The sequence below is a fragment of the Mycobacterium sp. PTI7 genome, from assembly GCF_056679845.1.
Genome location: NZ_CM155252.1, coordinates 3314909 through 3331632, shown reverse-complemented (window position 1 = coordinate 3331632; position 16724 = coordinate 3314909). Strand labels below are relative to the sequence as shown.

The 16724-nt window shown below is 69.5% G+C and carries 18 protein-coding genes; 9 read left to right on the top strand and 9 right to left on the bottom strand.

The genetic code is table 11. The annotated features are described in order from the left end of the window. Positions 1-137: 137 nt before the first annotated feature. Complete coding sequence (locus AC1MEY_RS15970; protein WP_480226472.1) at positions 138-1181, bottom strand: zinc-binding dehydrogenase; 1044 nt, start codon at positions 1179-1181, stop codon at positions 138-140. A gap of 77 nt (positions 1182-1258) precedes the next feature. Between AC1MEY_RS15970 and AC1MEY_RS15965 the strand changes: the two genes are divergently transcribed. Continuing rightward, entirely contained in the window at positions 1259-2113 is an 855-nt protein-coding gene (locus tag AC1MEY_RS15965; protein ID WP_480226471.1) for a patatin-like phospholipase family protein, read from the top strand. Positions 2114-2132: 19 nt separating this feature from the next. On the opposite strand, the gene AC1MEY_RS15960 is transcribed toward AC1MEY_RS15965, so the two are convergent. After that, positions 2133-2351, bottom strand: coding sequence for a hypothetical protein (locus AC1MEY_RS15960; RefSeq protein ID WP_480226470.1), 219 nt, complete (start codon positions 2349-2351; stop codon positions 2133-2135). 205 nt (positions 2352-2556) lie between these two features. On the opposite strand from AC1MEY_RS15960, the gene AC1MEY_RS15955 reads away from it, so the two are divergent. After that, the gene (locus tag AC1MEY_RS15955; protein WP_480226469.1) at positions 2557-3303 is read left to right on the top strand and encodes an SDR family oxidoreductase; all 747 of its coding nucleotides are present in this window, start codon (positions 2557-2559) and stop codon (positions 3301-3303) included. On the opposite strand, the gene AC1MEY_RS15950 is transcribed toward AC1MEY_RS15955, so the two are convergent. Next, positions 3300-3794 carry a MarR family winged helix-turn-helix transcriptional regulator gene (locus AC1MEY_RS15950; RefSeq protein ID WP_480226468.1) on the bottom strand — a complete coding sequence of 165 codons (495 nt, stop codon included), beginning with the start codon at positions 3792-3794 and terminating at the stop codon, positions 3300-3302. The two genes, AC1MEY_RS15955 and AC1MEY_RS15950, sit on opposite strands and share 4 nt — an antisense overlap. 38 nt (positions 3795-3832) lie before the next feature. Then, a complete protein-coding gene (gene lpqV / locus AC1MEY_RS15945) occupies positions 3833-4285 on the bottom strand; it encodes a lipoprotein LpqV (RefSeq protein WP_480226467.1) in 453 nt (150 codons plus the stop codon). Positions 4286-4398: 113 nt separating this feature from the next. Between lpqV and AC1MEY_RS15940 the strand changes: the two genes are divergently transcribed. Beyond that, positions 4399-4932 (top strand): cysteine dioxygenase, encoded by a 534-nt coding sequence (locus AC1MEY_RS15940; protein ID WP_480226466.1) that lies wholly within the window; start codon positions 4399-4401, stop codon positions 4930-4932. Then, a complete protein-coding gene (locus AC1MEY_RS15935) occupies positions 4929-5324 on the top strand; it encodes a rhodanese-like domain-containing protein (RefSeq protein WP_480226465.1) in 396 nt (131 codons plus the stop codon). The genes AC1MEY_RS15940 and AC1MEY_RS15935 overlap by 4 nt, the downstream gene beginning before the upstream one ends. A 3-nt stretch (positions 5325-5327) precedes the next feature. Here the strand turns inward: AC1MEY_RS15935 and AC1MEY_RS15930 are convergent, their stop codons facing one another. Genes AC1MEY_RS15930 through AC1MEY_RS15920 form a run of 3 tightly spaced genes read right to left on the bottom strand, consistent with a single transcriptional unit; the run spans position 5328 to position 8873 of the window. Then, positions 5328-7037: an alpha/beta hydrolase gene (locus AC1MEY_RS15930; protein WP_480226464.1), complete on the bottom strand. Its 1710-nt coding sequence runs from the start codon at positions 7035-7037 to the stop codon at positions 5328-5330. A 10-nt stretch (positions 7038-7047) separates the two neighbouring features. Further along, positions 7048-7824: an enoyl-CoA hydratase gene (locus AC1MEY_RS15925; RefSeq protein ID WP_480226463.1), complete on the bottom strand. Its 777-nt coding sequence runs from the start codon at positions 7822-7824 to the stop codon at positions 7048-7050. Positions 7825-7826: 2 nt separating this feature from the next. Then, complete coding sequence (locus tag AC1MEY_RS15920; RefSeq protein WP_480226462.1) at positions 7827-8873, bottom strand: enoyl-CoA hydratase/isomerase family protein; 1047 nt, start codon at positions 8871-8873, stop codon at positions 7827-7829. Positions 8874-9044: 171 nt separating this feature from the next. Between AC1MEY_RS15920 and AC1MEY_RS15915 the strand changes: the two genes are divergently transcribed. Then, complete coding sequence (locus AC1MEY_RS15915) at positions 9045-9899, top strand: Bax inhibitor-1/YccA family protein (RefSeq protein ID WP_480226461.1); 855 nt, start codon at positions 9045-9047, stop codon at positions 9897-9899. Positions 9900-10068: 169 nt separating this feature from the next. Then, positions 10069-10920 (top strand): hypothetical protein, encoded by an 852-nt coding sequence (locus AC1MEY_RS15910; RefSeq protein ID WP_480226460.1) that lies wholly within the window; start codon positions 10069-10071, stop codon positions 10918-10920. A gap of 58 nt (positions 10921-10978) precedes the next feature. Here AC1MEY_RS15910 and AC1MEY_RS15905 read toward each other — a convergent pair whose 3' ends face one another. Together AC1MEY_RS15905 and AC1MEY_RS15900 are read right to left on the bottom strand one after the other, a co-directional pair. After that, positions 10979-12196 carry an acetyl-CoA C-acetyltransferase gene (locus AC1MEY_RS15905; protein ID WP_480226459.1) on the bottom strand — a complete coding sequence of 406 codons (1218 nt, stop codon included), beginning with the start codon at positions 12194-12196 and terminating at the stop codon, positions 10979-10981. 55 nt (positions 12197-12251) lie between these two features. Then, the gene (locus AC1MEY_RS15900; protein ID WP_480226458.1) at positions 12252-13220 is read right to left on the bottom strand and encodes an SGNH/GDSL hydrolase family protein; all 969 of its coding nucleotides are present in this window, start codon (positions 13218-13220) and stop codon (positions 12252-12254) included. A 194-nt stretch (positions 13221-13414) separates the two neighbouring features. Between AC1MEY_RS15900 and AC1MEY_RS15895 the strand changes: the two genes are divergently transcribed. The 3 genes from AC1MEY_RS15895 to AC1MEY_RS15885 all read left to right on the top strand — a co-directional run bounded on the left by AC1MEY_RS15895 (position 13415) and on the right by AC1MEY_RS15885 (position 16656). Then, positions 13415-14452 (top strand): alpha/beta hydrolase, encoded by a 1038-nt coding sequence (locus AC1MEY_RS15895; protein WP_480226457.1) that lies wholly within the window; start codon positions 13415-13417, stop codon positions 14450-14452. A gap of 29 nt (positions 14453-14481) precedes the next feature. Beyond that, entirely contained in the window at positions 14482-15876 is a 1395-nt protein-coding gene (locus AC1MEY_RS15890; protein WP_480226456.1) for a cystathionine beta-synthase, read from the top strand. Between the two features lie 174 nt (positions 15877-16050). Next, a complete protein-coding gene (locus AC1MEY_RS15885) occupies positions 16051-16656 on the top strand; it encodes an RDD family protein (protein ID WP_480226455.1) in 606 nt (201 codons plus the stop codon). Positions 16657-16724: the final 68 nt, after the last annotated feature.

Here is a 16724-nt window from a genome sequence, read left to right as displayed (position 1 = left end):
TCGCGACCTACCTCGACTCGCCGCCGATCAGTGGTAGGGCCGCACCGCACCTGCGGTGACCGTTCGTCGAACCGGAGAGTCACGTCGCGATCCATCGCGCGTGACGACGTGACTCTCCAGTTCGGCGGAGGGAAATGCTAGGGCTGCACCAGGATTCGGATCGGGTCGCCGTCGGCCCGCTCGAGCTTGTCGATGCCCTCGGCGACGTCCTCGAGCGGGACGATCGCGCTGATCGAACGGGACAGGTCGAGGCGGCCGCGCGACACCAGCGTGGCGAGCGTGCCGATGTCGGCGTTCTGGTAGCCGAGGTGGCCGAGCACCTGGCGGCGGAACAGGTTGAAGATCGAGGTGGGGCCGATGTCGGGTGTGTCGGCGCTCATCCCGACGCCGACGAGCCGGCCGCCGACGGTGAGGCTGTTCAGCGCCTGCTCGAAGGTCGACTTGATGCCGACCGCATCGAAGGCGACGTCCAGGTTGCGGCCGCCGGTCGCCTCCAAGATCTTCGCGGGCAGGGCCTCGTCGCGCGCGTCGAAGGCGTAGTCGGCGCCGACCGCGAGCGCCCGCTCGAGGATCGCCGGCTTGACGTCGACGGCGATGATCGGCGCCGCACCGACCAGTCGCGCCAACTGCACCATGTGCGTGCCCAGCCCGCCGACACCCCAGACGCCGACCGACTCACCGACGCCGACGGCGGCCGTCCGCACCACCGCGCCGAACGGCGTCGACACCGCGTCGGCCAGGATCGCGGCCTGCTCCAAGGGCACGTTGTCCGGAACCCTGGTGAGCCCGAACGCCTGCGCGACGGTGTACTCGGCCCATCCGCCGTCGTAGGCGAACGCCATCAGACGGATCCGCAGGCAGTTCGACAGGTCGCCGCGCATGCAGTTCGGGCACGACAGACACGGCTTGCCCGCGGCGACCACCACGCGGTCGCCCTCGGCCCACCCGGTGACGCCGGGGCCGAGCTTGGCGACGGTGCCCGACGTCTCGTGGCCCTGCGTCACGACGGGTAGCTGCGACGGGAACGTGCCGTTGATGAGGCTCAGGTCGGAGTGGCAGATCCCGCAGAACGCCACCTTGACGAGCACCTCACCGGGCCCCGGCTCGGGGATCGGAACGTCCTCGACGGCAATCCTTTTGGTGTCCGAGTAGAACCGCTGGGCGCGCATCGTGTCAGCCATGTCGTTCCCTTCGTCACGCGAGTGGTACCCGAGGGTACCAGGGCTGGGCCGAGCGCCACCTGGCAGACTCGACGCCCGTGACCACACGCGGATTGGTACTGGCCGGCGGCGGGCTGGCGGGCATCGCCTGGGAGACCGGCATCCTCTGCGGCATCGCCGACGAGGCGCCGGAGGTGGCCGCCGCGCTGCTGGACTCCGACGTCCTGCTCGGGACGTCGGCGGGTTCCACGGTCGCGGCACAGCTCGGCAGCGGCACCCCGCTCGAGGAGCTGTTCGAGCGTCAGATCGCGGAGCACTCGCACGAGATCGACTCCGGCGTCGACATCGCCGCCATCACCGAACTCTTCGTCGGCGCGGTGACGGTGACCGGTCTCACTGCGGCGGAACGCCTGCGGCGGATCGGCGCGATCGCGGCGTCGACCGACACCGTCCCGGAGGCCGTCCGGCGCAGGGTGATCGAACACCGCCTGCCGTCGCACGCCTGGCCCGACCGGGTGCTGCGCGTGACTGCCATCGACATCGCCACCGGGGAACTGGTGGTGCTGGACGCGCGGTCGGGGGTCGACCTCGTCGACGCGGTCGCGGCGAGTTGCGCGGTACCGGGCGCGTGGCCGCCGGTGACGGTGGGCGACCGCCGCTTCATGGACGGTGGTGTCGGCAGCAGCGTCAACGTGTCGGCGGCCGCCGACTGCGACGTGATCGTGGCGCTGGTGCCGTCCGGGGCGGACACCCCGTCACCGTTCGGAGGCGGCGCCGCACCGGAGTTGGCCGGGTTCGACGGTCGGGCACTGGCGGTGTTCGCCACCGACGACGCACTCGCGGCGTTCGGTCCCAATCCGCTGGACCCCGCGTGTCGCATCCCGTCGGCTCGCGCCGGGCGCGAGCAGGGGCGTCACGAAGCCCGGCGGGTAGCCGAGTTCCTGGGGTGCTGACCCGGGGCGGTTGCGCGGTCTAGCAGCCGATGCGGCTGAAGAAGGCGACGGCGACCAGGCCGATGATGAAGGCGATGGTGGGCTGGCCGCTGGTGAGCGCCACCACCACACCGGAGATCGCGGCGACGGCGATCATCAGGAGCAGGACGCCCATGAGGATCCGCATCCCGCTGATGGATCCGCCGGCGGCGGGCAGTGCGGCTTTCGGCTGTAACCCGTCGTCCTGCGTTCCAAACATGTTCCCGCCCTCTCCGAGAGTGATACGGGACACAGCATAACCGGTTGTGTGATTCACGCCACTACGCGTAGATCATCTAAATGGTTTGTGTCGCCGCAGGACTCGGGGCGCGCGCTGCGGGGATGCGGAATAACGTGATATGTCACCTAGTTGTGCTCCCCAGAGGCGGCGGAACGGCCGCCACCCCGAGCAGGAGGAGATCGACATGGGAACACTCGACGGAAAGACGATCCTGGTCACCGGCGGCACGTCGGGCATCGGCCTGGCCACGGCGCAGCACCTGGCGAACGAGGGAGCGCACGTCTTCATCACCGGACGCGGTCAGGCCCGCGTCGACGAAGCCGCGGCATCGCTGGGCGATCGCGTCACCGGGGTCAAGAGCGACATCACCAGCCTCGCCGATCTCGACCACCTCGCCGAGGTGATCGCGGCCCACGGCGCGGGGCTCGACGCGGTGTTCACCAACGCCGGCGGCGGCGAGTTCGCCACCCTGGAGGAGGAAACCCCCGAGCACCTCGCGGACACGTTGAACCGCAACGTCGGCGGCACGGTGTTCACGGTGCAGAAGATGCTGCCGCTGCTGAATCGTGGCGCATCGGTCATCCTTGCGGGGTCGACGGCCGCGACGAGGGGCACGCCCGCCTTCGGGGCGTACGGGGCATCCAAGGCGGCAGTCCGTTCACTCGGCCGGACCTGGGCCGCGGAACTCGCCGACCGGGGCATCCGGGTCAACACCCTGGTGCCCGGCCCGATCGAGACGCCCGGGTTGAAGGAACTGGCGCCCGCCGATCAGCAGCAGGCGCTCCTCGACGAGCAGGCCGCCGGCCTGCCGATGAAGCGCGTGGGCAACCCCGACGAAATCGCCTCCGTCGTGGCGTTTCTCGCGTCCGACGCGAGCAGTTTCATGACCGGCTCCGAGGTGTTCGTCGACGGCGGCGCCAACCAGGTCTAGAGCACCTCCGGGCGTGGCAGGGTGCCCTCTCGCAGCAGGTTCTCGTACACGGTGGCGAGGATCGCGGAGAGGGCATCCTCCTGCGTCGCGTCGGTGTCGGCGAAGAAACTGCGCCGCACCCATGCCGCGTGCACCGGCGCCGCCGCCCGCAGCCGCTCCCACCCCTGGGCGCTCAGGACGACGTCCGTACCGCGGCCATCGGTCTCGGATGCGGCACGGTCGACGAGGTCACGCCGCGCCATCCGGAGGAGATGGTGGGACAGCCGGCTCCGTTCCCACCCGATCGTCGTCGCGAGCGCCGTCAGCTGCATGCGGTGCTCCGGCGCATGGGAGAGCGCGTTGAGCACGGTGTAGTCGCTCAGCGACATCCCGCAGTCGGTCTGCAGGTGCCGGTTCATCTCGTACTCGAGTCGGTGATGGACCCGCATGTACTCCAGCCACGCCGACTGCTGCGTCGGTGACAGGGGATAGGACTCCGCGTCGGGCGGCATCGCAGTGGCTTTCCGCTGGGCGTGATTTAAAGGAGCGGTCAGCCGCAGAGGTCGTCGGCCGCGGCCTCCGCCGCGACGATGACGGCCGACTGGCGATCCGGCGGCAGCTGCGACCACGGCGCGCCGAACGTCCCGGGACCGGCGGCGTCCGTCGACTGCAGATCGCCCAGGTACGGCTCGAACTGAGCCTTCAGGTCGCCACCCCTCGCGACCATCCACGTCTTGGCCGCCGAGCAGGCCTTCGAGTACTCCTCCTCGGTCGACGTGGCCGGCGCGCCCACCGCGGTGGTGACGCCCGCGGGGGAGACGCCGACCTGTCCCGAGGCGGCGCTGTGCGTCTCGGTGGTCGGCGTGGTGGAGGTCGCGGCCGACGGCGGCTGCTCGCCGGAGGACTGCGGCTCGGCGGAATCCGACCCCGACGAGCAGCCGGTCAGTAGGGCCGTGGCGAGGAGTGTCGCCGTCGTCCACGTCGCCATCGGGTGTGTGCGCATGCCGCCAATCTATGCAACAGTGGCCGACGTGCTGGAGCTGACCGGAATTCGGGAGTGTTGTCGGGCGTGACGCCCACCCCCTGAACATCCGTACTCCCCGGGAGTCAGCACCCATGTCCGTCGCATCACTTTCCTCTCCGTCCGTCGTCGCGCCCACCCGGTTGCGGCTGCCCGATCTGCTGCACGCCACCGACCGCGCAGCCGACCACGTGCTGTCCGGTCGCTACGACCACCTGCTGCCGGCGGGCGGTCCACCGGCCGACGACCGCTGGTTCACCCGCCTGCACGGCGACGACGAACTCGACGTCTGGCTGATCAGCTGGGTGCCGGAGCGGTCGACCGAACTGCACGACCACTGCGGTTCGCTCGGCGCGCTCACGGTCGTCTCCGGGGCGCTGCACGAGACCCGCTGGGACGGCGACGCGCTGCGCCGCCGCAGGCTCGAGGCGGGCGATCAGGCCGCCTTCCCGCTCGGCTGGGTGCACGACGTGGTGTGGGCGCCGGAGACCATCGACCTCGGCGGTCCGACGCTGTCGGTGCACGCCTATTCGCCGCCGCTGGCCGCGATGTCCTTCTACGAGGTGACGCAACGCAATACGCTGCGACGCAACCGCACCGAACTCACCGACAAACCGGAGGGTGAATGAGCAGCCGCATCGACGCCGTGCTCGACGCCGCACGCACCAAGCTGACCCGCATCGAGGCCACCGAGGTTCCCGCCGCGCTCCACCGAGGCGCGCTGCTGGTCGACATCCGTCCGGCCGCGCAGCGCGCCCGCGAGGGTGAGGTGGCCGCCGCCCTGGTCATCGAGCGCAACGTGCTCGAGTGGCGCTGCGATCCCACCAGCGACGCGCGCCTGCCCGAGGCGGTGGGCGACGACGTCGAGTGGCTGATCCTGTGTTCGGAGGGCTACACCTCCAGCCTGGCTGCGGCCGCACTGCAGGACCTCGGGCTCGGCCGGGCCAGCGACGTCGTCGGTGGATACCAGGCGTTGAAGGCGACGGGCGTGCTGGCGCAACTGGATTCGGCGACGCGCTAGCAGCTAGCTCGAGTAGCCCCGCGCCAGCAGCGGTCGGAGCGCCTCGGTCTTCGCGGGCGTCCACCCCGGGGGCTGCATGACCGCGGCCCACGCGTTGGCGACGTCGCGGACGTAGACGTGACCGTGGCCGTCCGGGACGTCGATCGCGACGGCCATGTCGGCGGACACCTGCAGGAACGTGACCACCGGGATCCACTCCATCTCCGGCAGCACGTCGTACCCCCGCGTCTCCCGCAGCCAGTCCGGCTTCTGGAACAGCAGATCCGGCGTCCACCACGCGATGGGATCCGAGGCGTGCTGCAGGTAGACCGCCCGCGGCCCGCCCCACGGATCCCCGGGCCGGGAGAGGTTCGGTGGCTCGGCGACGAAGCGGACGTTCTCGCCCTCGTCGTAGATCGGCAGCCACTCGGGTGAGCCGGGGTCGCGGTCGGCCGTCAGGCCCGTCCAGATCGTGTTGTTGAACGTCGGTCCGGAGAACAGGGCGCCGTCGGTCCGTGCCACCAGGTTGTTCAGGGACAGGAACGGCGCCTCGCCGCCGAACGAGCCGAGGCTCTCGCCGAACACCACGAGCTTCGGGCGCTGCGCCTCGGGCAGTGCCCGCACCAGCTCGTCGACGGCCTCGAACAGCGCCTGGCCGGCCTGGCGGGCGTTCTCCTGGTCGACCAGGAACGACAGCCAGCTCGGCAGGAACGAGTACTGCATCGACACGATCGCCGTGTCGCCGTTGTACATGTACTCCAGCGCACCGGCTTCCGCCTCGTTGATCCACCCGGTGCCCGTCGTGGTCGCGACGGCGATCACCTTGCGCTGCAGGCCGCCGGTGCGGACCAGTTCGGCGGCGGCCAGCGCGGCCGTCGCCCGGATGCCCTCGGCGGAGTTGATGCCGGCGTACGCGCGGATCGGCTGCAGCGGTGTGCCGCCGTTGAACTCGCGGAGATCGTCGACCGTCGGTCCGCCGGACATGAAGACGCGGCCCTGGTGGCCGAGCGAGGACCAGCTGACCAGCGACTCGGGGCCGCCGGAGCGCAGCGGCGTGGTGGGCGCCGGGAAGTCCGGGTCCTTCTCGTCGTTGACGGTCTCGAACGTGTTGTTGATGGCGCTCATCAGCCCGCGGGCAACGACGCCGTTGAGCAGTGCGATGGTCAGCGCGAGCAGGCCGGCAACCACCACGACGGCCGAGACACGCGGTGGCGCAACGCGTTCGAGCTGGCGCACCAGGAATCGGACGAGCTTGCCGACCAGCTGGCCCAGTTCGACGAAGACGAACAGCACGACGATCGACAGCACCGCCGTCAGCGGGTGGTCCCAGAAGCCCAGGCGCGGAACGCCCATCAGGTCGCGGACGTCGTCCTGCCAGTGGTGGAACCACACGATGGCGAGGACCTGACCGACGATGGCGACGACCACCAGGGGAAGCCACGCCCGCCGCGGTGCACGCGGGGAGGACTCCTTCGAGCGCATGAACCGCACCAGCCACACGGCGAAGACGCCGAGGCCGTAACCGATCGCGCCCGCGGCGCCACTCACCAGGCCCTGGAACAGCGGCCCGCGCGGCAGCAGCGACGGCGACAGCGACAGCCAGATGAACACCAGCCCCGTCGCGGTGCCGAAGAACGTGTAATGCCGCAACCAGAACGGCGGCCGCTCGGCCGTGGTCGGCGCGGGCTCCTCGGGTGCCGACTCCTCGGGTGCCCTGGTGTCGGTGTCCGTCACGCTCCAGAGGTTAGCGGTGCGTGAAGTTCGGTGGGCGCTTCTCGACGAAGGCTGCCATGCCCTCGGACTGGTCGTCGGTCGCGAACGCCGAGTGGAACAGCCGGCGCTCGTACAGCAGCCCTTCGCCGAGCGTCGACTCGAACGCGCGGTTGACGGCCTCCTTGGCCATCCGCGCGGCCGACAGCGACATTCCGGCGACGGTGGCGGCGATCGCGTTCACCTCGTCGAGCAGCGAGTCGGCAGGAACGACGCGGGCCACCAGGCCGGCGCGTTCGGCCTCTTCGGCGTCCATCATGCGGCCCGTCAGGATCAGGTCCATCGCCTTGGCCTTGCCGATGGCGCGGGTCAGGCGCTGGCTGCCGCCCATGCCGGGCAGCACGCCCAGCTTGATCTCGGGCTGGCCGAACTTGGCCGTGTCCGCGGCGATCAGGATGTCGCACATCATCGCGAGTTCGCAGCCACCGCCGAGCGCGTAGCCGGACACGGCGGCGATCGTCGGCGTCCGGGTCGCGGCGAACGCCGACCACGGCTCGAAGAAGTCGCGGGAGAACACGTCGGCGAAGGACAGGTCCGACATCTCCTTGATGTCCGCGCCCGCCGCGAAGGCCTTTGCGCTACCGGTCAGGACGATCGCGCCCACACCGGCGTCGGCGTCCAATTCGGCTGCGGCGGTGGTGACGTCGGTCATCACCTGACTGTTCAGCGCGTTGAGTGCCTTGGGCCGGTTCAGCGTGATGGTCGCGACACGGTCGGTGCGCGTCACCAGGATGGTCTCGTATTCGGTCATGCTCACTCCTGTCCGGGGAACGTCAGGTCGGGATCGGCCGACGCGAAGTACGCCTCGACGTCGTCGGTGGTGCACGCCGAGAGTTCGGCGGGCGACCACTGCGGATTGCGGTCCTTGTCGACGAGCAGGGCGCGGATGCCCTCGACCAGATCGTGCGACTTCAGCGCCGCGATCGAGGTCCGGAACTCCTGACGCAGCACGTCGTCGAGCGTATCGAGGGAGCCCGCCCGGCGAACGGCTTCCAGCGTGACCGCCACGGCGATGGGCGACCGCGTGTCGATCAGCGTCGCGGCGTCGTTGGCGGGTCCGGCCGCGTGGGCGCGCAGCGCGTCGATCACGTCGAGCACCGTGTCGCCGGCGTAGCACTCGTCGATCCAGTGCCGCTCGGCGAGCAAGGGGCTCTCGGGCGGCTCCACCGCGTGGGCCGCCAGCGCCGCCTCGGCGCCGTCGGCGATCACGGCGTCGGTGAACGCGCCGAGGGAGTCGTGGGGCACGAAGTGGTCGGCGAAGCCCATGGCGATCGCGTCGGCACCGGAGAACGGCGCGCCCGTGAGCGCCGCGTGGACGCCGAGCAGGCCGGGTGCACGGGAGAGGAGGTAGGTGCCGCCGACGTCGGGGATGAAGCCGATGCCGACCTCCGGCATGCCCATCTTCGTGGTGTCGGTCACGACGCGGATGCCCGCGTGGGCGCTGATGCCGACGCCGCCGCCCATGACGATGCCGTCCATGACCGCGACGTACGGCTTGGGGTAGGCGGCAATACGCGAGTTCAGGACGTACTCGTCGTGCCAGAAGGCCCGCGTCTTGGCGCCGCCGGCCTTGGCGTCGTGGTAGATCGCGACGACGTCGCCGCCCGCGCACAGGCCGCGTTCGCCGGCCCCGGTCAGCAATACGGTGTGGACCGCGTCGTCGTGCTCCCACTCGTCGAGCGCGCGGGCCAAAGCGGCCACCATGCCGTCGGTGAGTGAGTTGATGGCCTTCGGCCGGTTCAGGATGACGCGGCCGACGCCGTTCTCGACAGTTACTAGGACGTCCTCGTTTTCTGTCACGAATGCAATCTAGATCGTCCTGCTCCCGTGACGTGCGACGGGTAGCGTCCACTGAGGAAGTTCACAGGAATTAACCACGGGAAAGTCGACGGCGGGAACCATGTCTGCCACGCTGATCGTTGGTGGAGTATTCGTCAGCAGACGAAACACAGCACAGGAGAGGACCCTACGGTGCGCGAGAGCAGCAACCCGGTGTTCCGTTCGTTGCCCAAGGGGCAGCAGGGCGGTTACGCGCAGTTCGGTAACGCAGCCGGTGGCTACGGTGCCCAGGCGGTACACGCCGATCCGTACACGGCGCAGCAGTACCCCGACCAGAAGCAGGCCGGTGTCTCCCGGCCGCTGACCATCGACGACGTCGTCACCCGGACGGGCATCACGCTCGCCGTCGTGACCGTGGTCGGTGTCCTGTCCTACTTCCTCGTGGCCCAGAACGTCGGCCTGATGATGCCGTTCACGCTCATCGGTGGCCTCGGCGGCTTCGCCCTGGTGATGATCGCGACGTTCGGCCGCAAGCAGGACAACCCGGCGATCGTCCTGAGCTACGCGGCGCTCGAGGGCCTGTTCCTCGGTGCAGCGTCGTTCCTGTTCGCCAACCTGGTGTCCACCGGTGGCCCCGGCATGATCGCGCAGGCGATCTTCGGCACCGTCGGCGTCTTCGTCGGCATGCTGGTCGTCTACAAGACCGGCGCCATCCGCGTCACCCCGAAGCTCACCCGCATGCTGGTCGCCGCGCTGTTCGGCGTCATGGCCATCGCACTGCTCAACCTGGTGCTCGGCCTGTTCGGCGTCGGCGGCGGCGAGGGCTTCGGCCTCCGCAGCGGCGGCCCGCTGGCGATCATCTTCTCGCTGGTGTGCATCGGCCTGGCGGCCTTCATGTTCCTGATCGACTTCGACTCGGCCGATCAGCTGATCCGCGCCGGTGCGCCGGAGAAGGCAGCGTGGGGCATCGCCCTCGGCCTGACCGTCACGCTGGTCTGGCTGTACCTGGAGATCCTGCGCCTGCTGTCGTACTTCAACAACGACTAGTAGCGCTACTCCCGAAAGCCCGGCACGTTCACGTGCCGGGCTTTCGTCTGTCCCGGGGTCCTCGGCTCTTGCGCCGAAACTGCTAACAGATCGCGATTCATCCCCAGATTGCGATCTCACAGCAGTTTCGGCGGCTGACGGAGCCGGCTGACCCGCGATCGTGACGGGCATGCCCTTCGATGATCAGCCGTTTCTCGGGAGCGAGGCCCTGTCGCGAGGTCTCGTCCGCAAGCACGAACTGCGAGCCGCGTACACCGCGCTGTTCCCGGACGTCTACGTGCGAGCGGGCGTCGAGGTTCCGCTCGCACATCGGGCCCGCGCGGCGTGGCTGTGGTCCCACCGTGAAGGCGTCATCTCCGGCGTCACCGCGTCCGGGCTGCACGGTGCGAAATGGGTCGATCCGTCGCGCCCGGTCGAGTTGATCTGGCCGAATGCCCGCCCAGCGCGCGGCATCCGGACGCATGACTACCGACTTCGTTCGGACGAGTTCGTGGACCTCGCCGGCATGCGGGTGACGTCCCGCGAGCGAACCGCCTTCGACATCGGACGCGGTGGCCGACTCGGTGAGGCCGTCGCACGGCTCGACGCGCTCGGAAACGCGACGTCCTTCCGCGTGGCGGACGTCGTCGAGCTGGCGGATCGGCATCGTGGCACGCGGGGCATCCGCACGCTCCGGCAGGCACTCGATCTGCACGACCGCGGAGCCGAGTCGCCGCAGGAGACCTGGCTTCGGCTGCTGCTCATCGACGCCGGTTTCTCTCGGCCGGAGACCCAGATCGCGGTTCGCGGGCCGGACGGCTACTCGAGGTACTTCCTCGACATGGGCTGGGAGGACCCGATGATCGCGGTCGAGTACGACGGTGAGCACCATCGCGTGGATCGGCCGAGCTACCGAGAGGACATCGTCCGCTCGGAGCACCTGGCGCAGCTGCGGTGGACGCTGATTCGCGTCGTCGCGGGGGACAGGCCACCGGCCATCGTCCGGCGGGTGCGGGCTGCCTTCAACGCGAAACTGCGGTGAGATCGCGAAAAGTGCTCAGATCGCGATCTCACCGCAGTTTCGGCGGAAGAGAGAGGAACTAGGAGAGGCGCTCCACGACCATCGCCATGCCCTGGCCGCCGCCGACGCACATCGACTCGATGCCGAAGGTCTTGTCGTGGGTGGCGAGGTTGTTGAGCAGCGTGGCGGTGATGCGGGCGCCGGTCATGCCGAAGGGGTGGCCGAGGGCGATCGCGCCGCCGGACACGTTCAGCTTGTCCTCGTCGATGCCCAGTTCGCGGGCCGAGCCGATGACCTGCACGGCGAACGCCTCGTTGATCTCGACGAGGTCGATGTCGGAGATCTGCTTGCCGGCCTTGCCGAGCGCCTTGCGGATCGCCTCGATCGGGCCGAGGCCCATGATCTCGGGGGACAGGCCGGACACGCCCGTCGACACGATGCGCGCGAGCGGGGTGAGCCCCAACTCCTTGGCCTTGGTGTCGCTCATGATGACGACGGCCGCGGCGCCGTCGTTCAGCGGGCAGGCGTTGCCGGCGGTGATGGTGCCGTTGGGACGGAAGACCGGCTTGAGCTGGCTGATCTTCTCGTAGCTGGTGCCGGCGCGGGGGCCGTCGTCGGTCGAGACGACGGTGCCGTCGGGCAGCGTCACGGGCACGATCTCCCGCTCGAAGAAGCCGCTCTTGATGGCCTCCTCGGCGCGGTTCTGCGAGCGCACGCCCCAGTGGTCCTGGTCCTCACGGCTGATGCCGGTGTACAGCGCGACGTTCTCGGCGGTCTGCCCCATTGCGATGTAGACGTCGGGGATGTTGCCGTCGTTGCGCGGGTCGTGCCACTCGTCGGCACCGGCCGACTGCGCGACGGTGCGCTCCTGCGCCTCGTCGAACATCGGGTTCTTGCTGTTGGGCGCGCCGTCGGCGGCACCGACGCCGAAGCGCGACACCGTCTCGACGCCGGCGGAGATGAACACGTCGCCCTCGCCGGCCTTTATCGCGTGGAACGCCATGCGGGTGGTCTGCAGCGACGACGAACAGTAGCGGTTGACCGTGGTGCCGGGCAGGAAGTCGTAGCCGAGTTCGACGGCGACCGCGCGGGCGACGTTGTAGCCGGCCTCACCGGCGGGCTGCGCGCAGCCCATCATGAGGTCGTCGATGTCGCGCGGGTCGAGCGACGGCACCTTGTCCAACACCGCGCGCACCATCTGGGCGGCGAGGTCGTCGGGACGCATGGTGGCCAGTGACCCCTTGACCGCGCGACCGATCGGCGAGCGGGCGGTGGCGACGATGACTGCTTCGGGCATGACGGTCTCCTGAGTGGAAGCGGCGGTACCCCGCCGGGTCGACAGTTACCCGAACCTAGCCCGTCACGGCCGGAACGATCGGCGCGGGTACGCCGGTCGTGCGTCGCCACAGCCTGGTGACGCCACCGACCCGGGCGAGCCACGAGCTGAACTCCCCGGACCGCGACGCCAGCGACTCCTCGGTGTCGCCGCCGGAATTCCACTCGCCCAACGCCTTCAGCAGGGCGGGCAGCAGCTGCGACGCGGCCAGCGAGTAACCGGCCGCCGACGGGTGGAACATGTCGGAGGAGAAGAACTGCTCGGGCGCCTGCAGAAACTCGGGGGCCATCAGGTCCGAAAACGGCACCGGGACGCCACCGGCGGCGCGCACCGCGGCGGCCTGCAGTCGCGCCAGCCGCAGCCCGCGGGTCCGCGCGACCAGGCGCAACGGCTGGGGGATCGCGGTGATCACGCCGAAGTCGGGACAGGTGCCGACGATCACGACGGCGCCGCTGGCGTGCAGCCGACCGACGGCGGTACCGACGCGCCGCGCCGACTGCGGCAGGCCGTTGACGGCGGTGATGTCGTTGGCGCCGATCATCACGACCGCGGCGTCCGGCGGTGGGCCCGCGACGAACATCGCGTCGATCTGGCCGGACAGTCCCTTCGAGGTGGCGCCCACGATCGCCTTGGTGCTCAGCCGGATCCGCTTGCCCGACTCGGCGGCCAGTCCGCGGGCGATCAGGACGCCCGGCACCTCGTCGGCGTCGGTGCAGCCGTAGCCGGTGGCGGTGGAGTCGCCGAAGATCATCAGGTGCAGGTCGACGTGGACGCCGCGGTGCCACTTCTCTACCGGTCCGCCGGTCGGGGAGTAGACGCCGTCGGCGCGCGGCGGGACCTCCCAGGACTTCGGGATGATCTGGCGGGCCTGATCGGCCTGACCGGCCAGCAGATTCCGCGCACCGAGGACGGCGGAGCCCGTCGAGGCGACGGTGGCGGCCGCCGCTAGGGCGACGGTCGAACGGCGGCGTGCACGAATGCCCACGGACCCAGTTTAGGCAAAGAACGCGCGGCTATCCGTGTCGCCGGGGCCGACTGGCGGTCACGGTGCGGTATCAAGTCCGGTACCAATCGGGTTCCCTTGATTGTCGAACGAAATATACGGTGCCAAGCTAAGTTACCTGGGCTGGCACAGCAGTAGCAGGACCCGGGCACTACAACGGCGTAGGAGTGGTGGCGATGACGGCACCGAGCAACATTCACGGCACGGTTTCACCGCGCATCGGCAGTGGTCGCAGCCACAAACCGCGTCGCTTCCCGGTCAGTGACGGCGCCCCGGTCGAGGTCGTCGAGGACGGGCCGAGCGTCGCAGGCAGATTGTTTGCGCTGGGGGCCATGCTGACGATCCGGCCAACGCTGCGGGTCGGCAGCCTCGCACCGCGCATGCCCTGGCCGTGGGGCGTCATCGACGCCGCCGCGCGCGTCCTCCGGCCGGCCCCGGGCACCGTCCGCGCCACGATCGGGTTGCCGAACTGCACCGCGCAAATGGTCCGCGCCGCCGGTGTCCTGCCCGCGGACGGCAAGCGCAGCATCGTGCTCTACATGCACGGCGGCGCATTCCTGACGTGCGGCGCCAACACGCACGGCCGACTGGTGACGGCCCTGTCGGGGTTCTCCGACAGCCCGGTCCTGGTCGTCAACTACCGTATGATCCCCAAGCACTCGATCGGCCAGGCACTCGACGACTGCTACGACGCGTACCGGTGGCTGCGGCTCAAGGGGTACGAGCCGGATCAGATCGTGCTCGCCGGCGACTCCGCGGGCGGCTACCTGTCACTCGCGCTCGCCGAGCGGCTGCACCTCGAGGACGAGCTGCCCGCGGCCGTGGTCACCATGTCGCCGCTGTTCGAACTCGACAACGAGGGCCGCGCCCAGCATCCGAACCTCCACTCCGACGCGATGTTCCCGCCCAAGGCGTTCGATGCGCTGATGACGCTGATCGAGCGGGCCGCCAAGAAGCAGCACGAGGAGATCTACGAGCCGCTCGACCACATCGAGCCCGGACTGCCGCGCACGCTCATCCACGTGTCGGGGTCCGAGGTGCTGCTCAACGATGCCCGCAAGGCCGCCCACATGCTCGCCGCGGCGGGCGTTCCGGTGGAGGTCCGCATATGGCCCGGTCAGATGCACGTGTTCCAGCTCGGGGCCCCCGCGGTCAAGGAGGCGACGCGCTCGCTGAGGCAGATCGGCGAGTACATCCGAGAGGCCACCTGGTAACCCGGAGACGGGCCTGACACGATGGGTGCATGCGGATTGCGCGCCACATCAGTGAACTCATCGGCAACACGCCCCTGGTGCGGCTGAACTCGGTCGTTCCCGACGGGGCCGGCGTCGTCGCCGCCAAGGTCGAATACCTCAACCCCGGCGGCAGCTCGAAGGACCGCATCGCGATCAAGATGATCGACGCGGCCGAGGCCAGCGGGGAACTCAGGCCGGGCGGCACCATCGTCGAGCCGACGTCCGGCAACACCGGTGTCGGTCTGGCGCTCGTCGCCCAGCAGCGCGGCTACAAGTGCATCTTCGTCTGCCCCGACAAGGTCAGCGAGGACAAGCGAAACGTGTTGCGGGCCTACGGCGCCGAGGTCGTGGTGTGCCCGACGGCCGTCGCTCCCGACGACCCGGACAGCTACTACAGCGTGTCGAACCGCCTCGTCACCGAGATCGACGGCGCGTGGAAGCCCGACCAGTACTCCAACCCGATGGGCCCCGCCAGCCACTACGAGACCACCGGCCCCGAGATCTGGGCCGACACCGACGGCACGGTCACCCACTTCGTCACGGGCGTCGGCACCGGCGGCACGATCACCGGCACCGGCCGCTACCTCAAGGAGGTGTCCGGCGGGAAGGTAAAGATCATCGGCGTCGACCCCGAGGGGTCGGTGTACTCCGGTGGCACCGGCCGCCCCTACCTGGTCGAAGGCGTCGGCGAGGACTTCTGGCCGTCGGCGTACGACCCCGAGGTTCCCGACGAGATCATCGCGGTGTCCGACGCCGACTCCTTCGAGATGACGCGTCGCCTCGCCCGCGAAGAAGCCCTCCTGGTGGGTGGATCCTGCGGCATGGCCGCCGTCGGAGCGATCCGGGTCGCCGAACGCGAGGGTCCCGACGCCGTCGTGGTGGTGCTGCTACCCGACGGTGGCCGCGGCTACCTCTCGAAGATCTTCAACGACGCCTGGATGTCGTCCTACGGCTTCCAGCAGAGCAGGCTCGACGGATCGTTCGAGCAGCCGACCGTCGGCGACGTGCTGCGCGGCAAGTCCGGTGCACTGCCCGATCTGGTGCACACCCATCCATCGGAGACGGTCCGCGACGCCATCGGCATCCTGCGGGAGTACGGCGTCTCGCAGATGCCGGTCGTCGGCGCCGAACCCCCGGTGATGGCCGGCGAGGTGTCGGGCAGCGTGTCCGAAAGAGACCTGCTCTCAGCGGTTTTCGAGGGCCGGGCGAAGCTTGCGGATGCGGTGTCCAAGCACATGGGCAAGCCGCTGCCGCTGCTCGGCGCCGGCGAGCTGGTGAGCACCGCGGCCAAGACGCTGCGCGAGTGCGACGCGGTGATGGTGGTCGAGGAGGGCAAGCCGGTCGGCGTGCTCACCCGCCACGACCTGCTGGGGTTCCTCTCCGACGGCAAGATTCACCGCTGACTCGTCCGCTGACGTTCACCGAGCGTTCGCGTCCCGAAAGCGCCTAGGCCACGCCACATCCCCGCTCGATCGGGGATGTGGCAGTCGGTGACAGATCTCGCGTTTTACGAGCTTCTTCCAGCATGTTCTCAGGTAGTGTGAACGCGCTTGGTTCAAGATCACCGGAAGGCGCCCATGACCGATCGACCGCCACCGCCTCCGGGCAACTACCCACCGCCGCCCCCGCCGCAGGGCGGTGGCCACCCGCCGCCCCCGGTGCCCGGCCACGGATACGCGCGTCCGCCGGGTGCGCCCGGCGGGCAGCTGACCACGGAGTCGTACACGCCGTGGTTCACCCGCGTGCTGGCCTGGCTCATCGACTACGTGCCGTTCATGGTGATCGTCGGCATCGGCTACGGCATCGAGATGGCAACGCAGGAGACCGTGTGCGTCACCGACACGACCGAGTACAACCTGAACGACTTCTGCGCCACGGGTAACTCGACCGTCGGCGTCGCCGCCCTGATCATCGCGAACGTGATCGGACTGGCGTACGTCGTGTGGAACTACGGCTACCGGCAGGGCACCACGGGATCGAGCATCGGCAAGTCGGTCATGAAGTTCAAGGTCGTCAGCGAAAAGACCTGGCAACCCATCGGATTCGGCCTCTCCCTGGTCCGCCAGATCGCCCACTTCGTCGACGCCGTCATCTGCTACGTCGGCTACCTGTTCCCGCTGTGGGACAACAAGCGCCAGACCCTCGCCGACAAGATCATGACCACCGTCTGCATTCCCCGGTAGGACGCGCTCGCGCGAACACCGCCACGGTCGTGCCACGACCGAGGCGTTCTCGACACTCACCAAGGAGC